General features: G+C 65.3%; 8 protein-coding genes. 7 read left to right on the top strand and 1 reads right to left on the bottom strand.

The genetic code is table 11. From position 1 onward, the window contains the following. Window positions 1-128: 128 nt before the first annotated feature. Window positions 129-1,493 (bottom strand): nucleobase:cation symporter-2 family protein, encoded by a 1,365-nt coding sequence (locus tag NCS58_RS20295; protein ID WP_061120765.1) that lies wholly within the window; start codon window positions 1,491-1,493, stop codon window positions 129-131. A 395-nt stretch (window positions 1,494-1,888) separates the two neighbouring features. Here NCS58_RS20295 and NCS58_RS20290 point away from each other — a divergent pair, with 395 nt between their 5' ends. The 7 genes from NCS58_RS20290 (at window position 1,889) to NCS58_RS20260 (ending at window position 9,476) form a co-directional block, all read left to right on the top strand. Further along, window positions 1,889-2,806, top strand: a complete 918-nt coding sequence (locus tag NCS58_RS20290; protein ID WP_061120766.1) for an STAS domain-containing protein — start codon at window positions 1,889-1,891, stop codon at window positions 2,804-2,806. A 63-nt stretch (window positions 2,807-2,869) separates the two neighbouring features. Then, window positions 2,870-3,229, top strand: coding sequence for an STAS domain-containing protein (locus tag NCS58_RS20285; protein ID WP_061120767.1), 360 nt, complete (start codon window positions 2,870-2,872; stop codon window positions 3,227-3,229). Window positions 3,230-3,250: 21 nt separating this feature from the next. Continuing rightward, window positions 3,251-3,691, top strand: a complete 441-nt coding sequence (locus NCS58_RS20280; RefSeq protein ID WP_061120768.1) for an anti-sigma regulatory factor — start codon at window positions 3,251-3,253, stop codon at window positions 3,689-3,691. Continuing rightward, window positions 3,676-4,740 (top strand): ATP-binding protein, encoded by a 1,065-nt coding sequence (locus NCS58_RS20275; RefSeq protein ID WP_061120769.1) that lies wholly within the window; start codon window positions 3,676-3,678, stop codon window positions 4,738-4,740. Before NCS58_RS20280 ends, NCS58_RS20275 begins: the two co-directional genes overlap by 16 nt. Next, window positions 4,737-6,461: an ATP-binding protein gene (locus tag NCS58_RS20270; protein ID WP_250477503.1), complete on the top strand. Its 1,725-nt coding sequence runs from the start codon at window positions 4,737-4,739 to the stop codon at window positions 6,459-6,461. Before NCS58_RS20275 ends, NCS58_RS20270 begins: the two co-directional genes overlap by 4 nt. Beyond that, window positions 6,458-8,377 (top strand): response regulator, encoded by a 1,920-nt coding sequence (locus NCS58_RS20265; protein WP_061120770.1) that lies wholly within the window; start codon window positions 6,458-6,460, stop codon window positions 8,375-8,377. The genes NCS58_RS20270 and NCS58_RS20265 overlap by 4 nt, the downstream gene beginning before the upstream one ends. Window positions 8,378-8,822: 445 nt before the next feature. Further along, window positions 8,823-9,476 (top strand): GntR family transcriptional regulator, encoded by a 654-nt coding sequence (locus NCS58_RS20260; protein ID WP_061120791.1) that lies wholly within the window; start codon window positions 8,823-8,825, stop codon window positions 9,474-9,476. Window positions 9,477-9,485: the final 9 nt, after the last annotated feature.

The raw sequence follows: 9,485 nt of genomic DNA, 5'->3' as shown, positions 1-9,485 counted from the left end.
TAAATATAGCACGTCACGAATAAAAAGACAAACAACACAACACAAACCCCCCCCCCCCCCCCCCCCCGCATAGGGGCAACGCTAATAAACCACAAACAAAACGGGATCCGGCGACAAACAAACAACCCTCACTCCCTCACATCCCCATCCCGTAAGCTCAGAGGCATCTCCGCAGCGATCTCCCTCTCGATATCCTCCGAATCGCGCTCCCGATTAAGAAGCGCATTGAGCAGAATCGCAAACACGGCAGCGAGCGTGATCCCGCTATGCGTAAGGGGCCCTGCCCACCCCGGCATATGGGCAAAAAACGTCGGCGCTGCAAGCGGAATCACCCCCACGCCCAAACTGATCGCGATGATGAGCAAATTGTTCTTGCTGTCGAAATCGACCTTGCTCAGGATCTTCACGCCGGTCGCCGCGACCATCCCGAACATGGCGATGCCCGCCCCGCCGAGCACGACAACCGGTATCGAAGCAATCAGATTGGAAAGCTTCGGCAACAGCCCCAGCAAAATCAAAATCACTCCCGACACCGCGACGACCCACCGGCTTTTCACACCGGTAATTCCCACGAGCCCGATGTTCTGCGAGAACGACGAATGCGCAAACGTATTGAAGATCCCGCCGATCACCGTGCCGAGACCATCGGTGCGCAACCCGCGCGTCGCATCGATGCGCGAAACGGGCCGCATCGTGAGATCACCAAGCGCGAGAAACATGCCGAGCGATTCCACCATGATGACGACCATCACGAGGCATAGCGACGCAATGGCAGCGATATCGAAAGTCGGCATGCCGAACGCGAACGGTCGCACCGGCGCGAACCACGCGGCCTGACCCACGCCCGCGAAGTCGACGAAGCCGAGCGGCAGCGCGATCACAAAGCCGATCGCCATGCCGAGCAACACGGAAATATTCGCGATGAAGCCCTTCAGATACTTGTTGATGAGCAGAATCGCGAGCAGCACGGTCGCCGCGATCATCAGGTTCCTCGGCTCGCCGAAATTCGCCGCGCCGCGCCCGCCGCCCGCCCAGTTGATCGCCACCGGAAAGAGCGTCATGCCGATCGTGAGAATGATCGTGCCCGTGACGAGCGGCGGAAAGAAGCGCATCAGCCGGCCGAAGAAAGGCGCGATCAGTATCGCGAAAACACCCGCCGCGATCGTCGCGCCGAAGATCGTCGTCAGGCCGGCGCCGGATGACGCCATCGCGACCATCGGCCCGACAGGGGCGAAGCTCACGCCCATGATCACCGGCAAGCGGATGCCGAACTTCCATACGCCGATGCACTGCACCAGCGTGACGAGCCCGCACGCAAAGAGGTCCGAGCTGATCAGAAACGCGACCTGATCCTTGGGCAGCTTCAACGCCGCGCCGATGATGAGCGGCACCGCGATCGCTCCCGCATACATGACGAGCACGTGCTGAATGCCGACCGCGAGCATCTGACCGATAGGCAGCACTTCGTCGACGGGATGAATCGTTTGGGCCATGTGCGCTCCGGCGGGTCGAATGACGTTCTTGTCTATCGCCCGAGTATTGCATCGGGCAATACCCAAAAAAATATTCCCGCCGCTATACACGGCATCGCACGGCGCGCCAGCGGGCGGCTGTACACGCACGCATGACACAGGATATTTGACCGGACTTCGGTGCCCGCGAGCGAAAGACCGGAAGCAATTGCCGATTCACCGACGTGCGACAGACGGCCAACGACATATTCACGGAATCCCTTGCGCTACAAGACTTCCCGGACTGTCGATTTTTGGGATGGCGTGCTACATTCCGAGCGCCTTGCGTCGCGTTTATTTCGATACTCGTAGCGGCGACGCAACAACCAACGTCCGGGGCTTGGCGCCCGATAACATCATTTGCACAGGATCTCGGCATGGAAATGGTCGGCGGAATGCGGCTTGCCCAATTGTTCACTAACAATCAGGAACAACTGCTCGCGGAGTGGTTCGCGCAGCAGCACGCCATCGCTTCGCGGCGCGGACTCGTCGGTGAAGCGGAGTTGCGCAATCAGTTCGCGCAATTCGTCTCGCTGCTGATGGCGGCGCTCGGCTCATCCGAGCGCGTCGATTTCAAATCGCCCGCGTGGCAGGATGTGCGCGCGTTTCTCGCGGAAATGTCCACGCAGCGCGCGCGTCAGGGCTTCACGCCGGTCGAGACCGCCATGTTCGTGTTCTCGCTGAAGCAGCCGCTCTTCATGCGTCTGCGCGAGGCGCTCGGCAACGATGCCGCGACGCTCGCCGATCTCACCTTGACGGTCAGCACGCTCTTCGACGACCTCGGCCTCTTCACGACCGAAGTCTTTCAGACGAGCCGCGAGCAGGTCATCGTGCGCCAGCAGCAGGAACTGCTCGAACTGTCGACGCCCGTCGTGCAGTTGTGGGACGGCATTCTCGCGCTGCCGCTCATCGGCACGCTCGATTCCGCGCGCACGCAGGTCGTGATGGAGAACCTGCTGCAGAAGATCGTCGAGACGGGCGCCGCGATCGCGATCATCGACATCACCGGCGTGCCGACCGTCGATACGCTCGTCGCCCAGCACTTGCTCAAGACCGTCGCGGCGGCGCGTCTGATGGGCGCGGACTGCATCATCAGCGGCATTCGTCCGCAAATCGCGCAGACCATCGTGCACCTCGGCGTCAACCTGTCGAACGTCACGACCAAGGCGACGCTCGCGGCGGCCTTCGTCATCGCGCTGCAGCGCACCGGCAAGTCGGTGACGGCAGGGTCCGCGCAGGACGCATTGCGCGCAGGCCGTTCGAGCGACGGCTTCGATTCGCTGCAACCGGAATGACGCCGCATCTCGCCATTCGAAGCACGCATCGAACGCAACGCGACTGAACGGGGCCCTCAAGCAATGGAACGCATTCCGATTCTCAGGATGGGCAAGCTGCTGCTCGTCACCATTCAGGTCGACATGCACGACCGGCTCGCGCTCGCGCTGCAGGACGACCTGACGAGCCGCATCGTGAAGGACGGCGCGCGCGGCGTGCTGATCGACATTTCTTCTCTCGATGTGGTCGATTCGTTCATCGGACGCATGATCGGCAATACGGCCGCGATGGCGCGCGTGCTCGACGCGGAGACGGTCGTCGTCGGCATGCAGCCGTCGGTGGCGATCACGCTGGTCGAACTCGGGCTCACGCTCTCGGGCGTGCGCACCGCGCTCAACGTGGAGAAGGGCATGGCGCTCCTCGCGACGAACGGCACGGTCTGACGGCCGCATGCGAACGACGCCATGACGACCTTCAACTCCACAGCCGCACCGACGTCCAGCACGCCGCCCGACACGCTGCCGATCCGCTCCGACGAACAGATCGTGCGGCTGCGCCAGTTCGTGCGCGAGCGCGCCGTCGCACAGGGCCTCTCGCTCATCGATCAGACCAAGTTCGTGACGGCGGCGAGCGAACTGGCACGCAACACGCTCATCTACGGCGGCGGCGGCGACGTGCACTGCTATCTCGTCGAGCGCAACGGCCGCCGCGGCCTTAGACTCGAATTCGTCGACAATGGCCCGGGCATTCCGGATATCCAGCGCGCGCTGTCCGACGGCTTCACATCGGGCAGCGGCCTCGGCCTCGGCCTTGGCGGCGCGAAACGTCTGTGCGACGAATTCGACATTCGTTCGGCGCCTGGCGTTGGTACGCAGGTCTCGATCACGAAATGGAAACCGTTCTGAAGGAATCGATGGCCGCGCAGCAGCGCTTCGAAATCGCGGAGGCGAGTCAGATCGCCTATGCGCGGCGCTCGATCGGCGAACTCGCGCGCGGGCTCGGTTTCAACGAGACCGCCGCGGGCGCGCTCGCGATCGTCGTCACCGAATGCGGCACGAATCTGCTGAAGCACGCACAGCGCGGCGAGTTGCTCGTGCGGCCGCTCGTCGATGCAGGCGAGGGCGGCGTTCAGCGTTACGGCATCGAAGTGGTGTGCATCGATAGCGGGCCGGGCATTTACGACCTGCATCGCTGTTTCGAGGACGGCTACACGACCGCGGGCAGCGCCGGCAACGGCATGGGCGCGATCGAGCGCCTGTCCCACGCGCTCGATATCTGGAGCGCGCCGGGACGCGGCACCGTGCTGCGCGTCGTGTTCTGGAACGCGGCGGGCGCGGCGCACGCGCCTGACACGCAACTGACCTATGGCGTCGTGAATCTGCCGCTGCACACGGAAACCGTTTGCGGCGATGCATGGGCATGCTGCGCGAATCACGGCGAATTCACCGTGCTCGTCGCCGATGGCCTCGGTCACGGTCCGCTCGCGAATGTCGCGGCGGTCGAGGCGGCGAAGGCGCTGGCCGCACATGGCGATCTGCCGCTCGAGCGCATCATGGAAGCCGCCAACGACGCCCTGCGCCCGACGCGCGGCGCCGCGGTCGGCATCGCGCGCATGCCGGCGTTCGCGTCCATGGCGGGCACGCCGGTTTCATTCGCGGGCATCGGCAATATTTCGGCGAGCGTGTGGGCGGAAAGCTCGCACAGGCATCTCGTGTCGCACAGCGGCATCGTCGGGCATGCGGCGCGGCGCGCGCAGGTGTTCGACGTGCCGTACCCGCCGAACGCGCTCGTCGTGCTGCATTCGGACGGGCTCGCGTCGCGCTGGGATCTCGCGCGCTATCCGGGTCTCGCGATGCGGCATCCGGCGCTCGTCGCGGCGGTGCTGTACCGCGACTTCTCGCGCGGCCGCGACGATGTCACCGTGTTCGTCGCCCGCGTGACCGGAGGCGCATGATGACGCAGCCGCTCTACGCGATGCATATCGAAAACGAGCGCGACATGGTCGCGGCCCGCGTGAAGGCGCGCGATGCGAGCGCGGCGCTCGGTTTCTCGCCGCAGGATCAGACGCGCATTTCGACCTCCGTCCTCGAAGCGGCGCGCACGGTGCTGACTGCGGGGCAGCCGGCGCGCGCCGAATTCCTCGTCGAAGCCGCCACGCGTCCGCGACGCTTCGTCGTGCGTTTTCTGGCGGCCGCGGGCGCAGGCGAGCGTTTGCGCGCGATGCGCAACGACGACGCGCAAGCCGCGCTCGGCCTGCTCGCGGCCCAGCGTCTGATGGATCAATGCGCGATCGCCGATGAAGCGGACGGCGTCACGTCGATCTCGCTCGCGAAGGCGCTGCCCGATGGCGTGCCGTGCGACCTGCAGGCGGTCGGCGACGCGCTTTCGCGTCAGCCGCGCGAGGACACGGCGGCGGAATTGCAGCGCCAGAATCGCGAGCTGATCGCCGCGTTGGCCGATCTGCGCGAGCGTCAGGAAGAATTGACGCGTCTCACGCGCGAGCTCGAAGACACCAATCGCGGCGTCGTCGCGCTCTATGCGGAACTCGATGCGCGCGCCGATCATCTGCGTCGCGCGGATGAATCGAAGTCGCGCTTCCTGTCGAACATGAGCCACGAGTTCCGCACGCCGCTCTCGTCGATCCGTGCGTTGTCGAAGCTCTTGCTCGATCGTATCGACGGCGATCTGACGGAAGAGCAGGAGAAGCAGGTGCGCTTCATCCGCAAGGCGGCCGAGGATCTGTCGGAGACGGTCGACGACCTGCTCGATCTCGCGAAGATCGAGGCGGGCAAGATCGAAGTGCGCCCGGCCCAGTTCGAAGTCGATACCTTGTTTTCGGCGCTGCGCGGCATGTTGCGGCCGCTGTCGCCGGGCGGCGCGGTCGAGCTGATTTTCGATTCGTGTGAAGGCCTGCCGCCCATCCGCACCGATGAAGCCAAGGTCGCGCAAGTGCTGCGCAACTTCGTGTCGAACGCGCTCAAGTTCACCGAGCGCGGCGAAGTGCGCGTCGCCGCGAACTATGACGATGTGCGCCGGCTCATTACGTTTTCCGTCAGCGATACGGGCATCGGCATCGCGCCGGAACATCAGCAAGTGGTGTTCGAGGAGTTCGGGCAAGTCGAGAACCGGCTTCAGCAATACGTGAAAGGCACGGGACTCGGCTTGCCGCTATGCCGCAAGCTCTGCAAGCTGCTCGGCGGCGACGTTTCGCTCACGAGCGAAGTCGGGCGCGGCTCGACTTTCAGTGCCACGATTCCCGCGCATTACGGCGCGGACGTCGACGCGGCGCATCATGCGGCAGGCGATACGCGGCCCGCCGTGCTCATCGTCGCGAGCAATCCGATCGAACGGCTCGATTGCGAAGCCGCGCTGCGCGATTCTTCGTATCGTGCAATGAGCGCCGCGACGCTCGACGAAGCCGGCCGCGTGCTCGCGCGCACGCAGCCCGTCGCGCTCCTGCTCGCGGTGCGCCCCGCGCCTTCGGAAGCATGGATCTGGCTCGCCGCGCTGCGGGCGCAGGCCGCGACGCGCAGCATTCCGATCGTCGTGCTCGGCGATGTCGAGGATCGCAATGAAGCGCAGGCGCTCGGCGCGGCCGCGTTCATCGGCAAGCCGGTCGGCGGCGGCGCGCTGCCGGGTGCGCTCGACGCGGTGACGGGCAAGGGGCCATCATGAGAAGCGACTGGAACGAGGTGCTGATCCTCAACGTCGACGACAACGACGGCGCGCGCTATGCGAAAACGCGCATCCTGTCGCGCGCGGGCTTCAATGTGATCGAAGCGGCGACGGGCACCGCCGCGCTCGAACGCGTGCGCGTGGACGCGCCCGATCTCGTGCTGCTCGACGTGAAGCTGCCCGACATCAACGGGCTCGAAGTGTGCCGGCAGATCAAGGCGTCGCCGGAAACCGCGAGCGCGCTCGTGCTGCAGACATCGGCGGCGGCGGTGCATAGCCTCGATCGCATTCGCGGTCTCGAAGGCGGCGCGGACAGCTATCTGACCGAACCCGTGGAACCCGCCGAGCTGATCGCGCATGTGCGTGCCTTGTTGCGCGTGCGGCTCGCGGAAAACGCGTTGCGCGAGAGCGAAGAGCGCTTTCGCCAGCTTGCCGAAAATATCGACGACGTGTTCTGGATGCTCGATCCCGCATCCGGCGAACTGCTTTACGTCAGCCCCGCCTACGCGCATCTCTTCGATCCGGGCGACGGCGCGCCCGCGCCCGTGCCGGGACCGGATCACTGGTCCGGCGATATCCTTCCGCTCGATCGTCATCATGTCGCCGATGCGTATCGGCAACTGCTCGCGAACGGCACGCCGTATCAGGTCGAATATCGCATCGTGCGGGCGAGCGGCGGGCCGCGCTGGGTGGCGGAGCGCGCGTTTCCGGTGCGCGGCGCGGCGGGGCATCCGGCGCGGCCGTATCGCATCGCGGGCATCGTCAACGATATCTCCGAGCGCAAGGCCGCCGAACTGCTGTTGCGCGAAGCGGACCGTCGCAAGGACGAGTTTCTCGCGATGCTCGCGCACGAGTTGCGCAATCCGCTCGCGCCCATCCGCAACGCCGTGGATTTGCTCGACCCCGACCGCGAGCCTTCCGTGCAGCACTTCGCGACGGTGCGCGCGATCATCGACAGGCAGGTGCGGCATCTGAGTCATCTTGTCGACGATCTGCTCGATGTCGCGCGCATCACGCAAGGCAAGATCACGCTGCGTCAGGAAACGGTCGATCTCGCGGCGGCGATCGCCGCGGCCATCGAGACCGTGCAGCCCGCGCTCGAACGAAAGCGCCATACGTTGACGGTGAAGCTGCCGGATGCGCCGCTTTACATCGTCGGCGATATCGTGCGGCTTGCGCAGGTGTTCGGCAATCTGCTTTCGAATGCGTCGAAGTACAGCCTCGAAGAGGGCGAGATCGCGATCGAGGCCGAACAGTTCGGCGACGAAGTGCGCATCGTCGTGCGCGACAAGGGCATCGGCATCGCGCCCGACATGCTGCCGCATATCTTCGATCTGTTCGTGCAGTCGGAGACGTCGCTGGAACGATCGGAGGGCGGGCTCGGCATCGGCCTGCCATTGGCGAAGACGCTCGTCGAGCTGCAGGGCGGGCGCGTCGAGGCATTCTCGGCGGGACCGCAGACGGGCAGCGAGTTCGTCGTGCGGCTGCCGCTCGCGCTGGATGCCCAGGTGGCCGCGCAGGGCGCGGGAGAAGCGCCGGTGGGCGTGGCGGCCGGCAAGCGCGTGCTGGTCGTCGACGACAGCGTGGACGCGGCCACCGCGATGGCGCTGCTGCTCGAAGCGGACGGCTTCGACGTGCGCATGGCGCACGACGCGGCTGAAGCGCTCGCGCTCTCCGATGTCTTCGCGCCGCAAATCGTGCTGCTCGACATCGGCTTGCCGGGGATGGACGGCTATAGCCTCGCGGGCGAAATGCGCGCGCGCCCCGCAACCGCCGACGCCTTGCTGATCGCGGTGACGGGATACGGGCAGGCGCATGATCGCCAGCGCTCGAAGGAAGCGGGCTTCGATCATCATCTCGTGAAGCCGGTCGCGTTCGCGGAGATTCAGCGGGCGGTCTCCGGGAAGTTCGCGTAATCAGGGTTTCGCGAGTTCGGGGCCAGATCTCACGGCATCGAGCATCGGCTTCCTCGCGGCCGTGCGAGCGGTCGACAGACTCGTCGTCGCCAATGTCATGGACTATGGACAAAATACATCCATCGTTCACGGTATCGTCCTTGAACGTCTGGCCGTGGTGCCACGCTGGCCGATGCTTCGTCTCACCGGCCGGGGAACCGTGCTCGACCGGCTACTTTGACTGATGCGTTACGACGCGGCGCGCATACCCGGAGTCGGCGTTTTCACCTAGCAATTCGAGGTTGACTCGGGCGGGCGCACGTCCGAAACTTTAGTCACTCGATGTGTGATCACAGGTCACACGATACGCAGACATTGCAGCAGCCGAACGAAAGTACGGAGGCAGATTGTGGCGACACGCTCGACGACGGACTTACCCGCGCTCGAATTGGTTGCACGCGAAACGATGGCCGGCCGCGTCTATGCGCAACTGAGGCAAGCGATCATGACGGGCCGCTTCGCGCCCGGACAGTTGCTGAGCCTGCGCAGCGTCGCGGAAGCAGTCGGCTCTTCGACGATGCCGGTGCGCGCCGCGCTCACGCGTCTGCAGGCGGAAGGCGCATTGATCGACGGCCCCGGCCGCGCGCTGATGGTCCCGCCGATGACGCTCGAGTTGCTCGACGAACTGCGCGACGTGCGCATCGCGCTCGAGGGCGCGGTCGCGAAGCGCGCGGCGTCGCGCATGACGCGCGCCCATCTCGAAGCATTGCAGGCGATTTTCGACACGATGGACGCCCATGTGGAAGCGGGCGACGTGCCCGCTTATCTGCGCAGCAATTTCGAGTTCCACATCGCCATCTACGCGCACGGCGCGAGCGACCTCACGCTCGCGACGATCCAGAACCTCTGGATGCGTATCGGCCCGTTCCTGAATCTCGTCGCACCCGACATTCCCCATATGCGCCGTTCGATGGCCGCGCATCGCCATATCGTCGAGGCCCTCTGGCGAGGCGACGGCGAAGGCGCGCGCGCGGGCATCGAAGAAGACATCGGCGATGCCGCCGCCGACTTGCAGGAGCGCCTGCAAAGCGGCGACATGTCGAAGGAAGCGAGCGCCTGAGCTGTACCG

The organism is Caballeronia sp. INML3B (assembly GCF_023631305.1).
In the GTDB taxonomy this organism is placed as follows: Bacteria; Pseudomonadota; Gammaproteobacteria; order Burkholderiales; family Burkholderiaceae; genus Caballeronia; species Caballeronia turbans.
The sequence above is the reverse complement of the archived record's forward strand: the minus strand, read 5'-3'. Positions and strand labels throughout refer to the sequence as shown.

What these genes read in the sequence shown, in the direction of transcription:
- NCS58_RS20270 (WP_250477503.1), top strand. Translation starts at nt 4,737, where the DNA reads ATGATGACGCAGCCGCTCTACGCGATGCATATCGAAAACGAGCGCGAC.
- NCS58_RS20265 (WP_061120770.1), top strand. Translation starts at nt 6,458, where the DNA reads ATGAGAAGCGACTGGAACGAGGTGCTGATCCTCAACGTCGACGACAAC.
- NCS58_RS20260 (WP_061120791.1), top strand. Translation starts at nt 8,823, where the DNA reads ATGGCCGGCCGCGTCTATGCGCAACTGAGGCAAGCGATCATGACGGGC.
- NCS58_RS20280 (WP_061120768.1), top strand. Translation starts at nt 3,251, where the DNA reads ATGACGACCTTCAACTCCACAGCCGCACCGACGTCCAGCACGCCGCCC.
- NCS58_RS20285 (WP_061120767.1), top strand. Translation starts at nt 2,870, where the DNA reads ATGGAACGCATTCCGATTCTCAGGATGGGCAAGCTGCTGCTCGTCACC.
- NCS58_RS20290 (WP_061120766.1), top strand. Translation starts at nt 1,889, where the DNA reads ATGGAAATGGTCGGCGGAATGCGGCTTGCCCAATTGTTCACTAACAAT.
- NCS58_RS20275 (WP_061120769.1), top strand. Translation starts at nt 3,676, where the DNA reads ATGGAAACCGTTCTGAAGGAATCGATGGCCGCGCAGCAGCGCTTCGAA.
- NCS58_RS20295 (WP_061120765.1), bottom strand. Translation starts at nt 1,493, where the DNA reads ATGGCCCAAACGATTCATCCCGTCGACGAAGTGCTGCCTATCGGTCAG.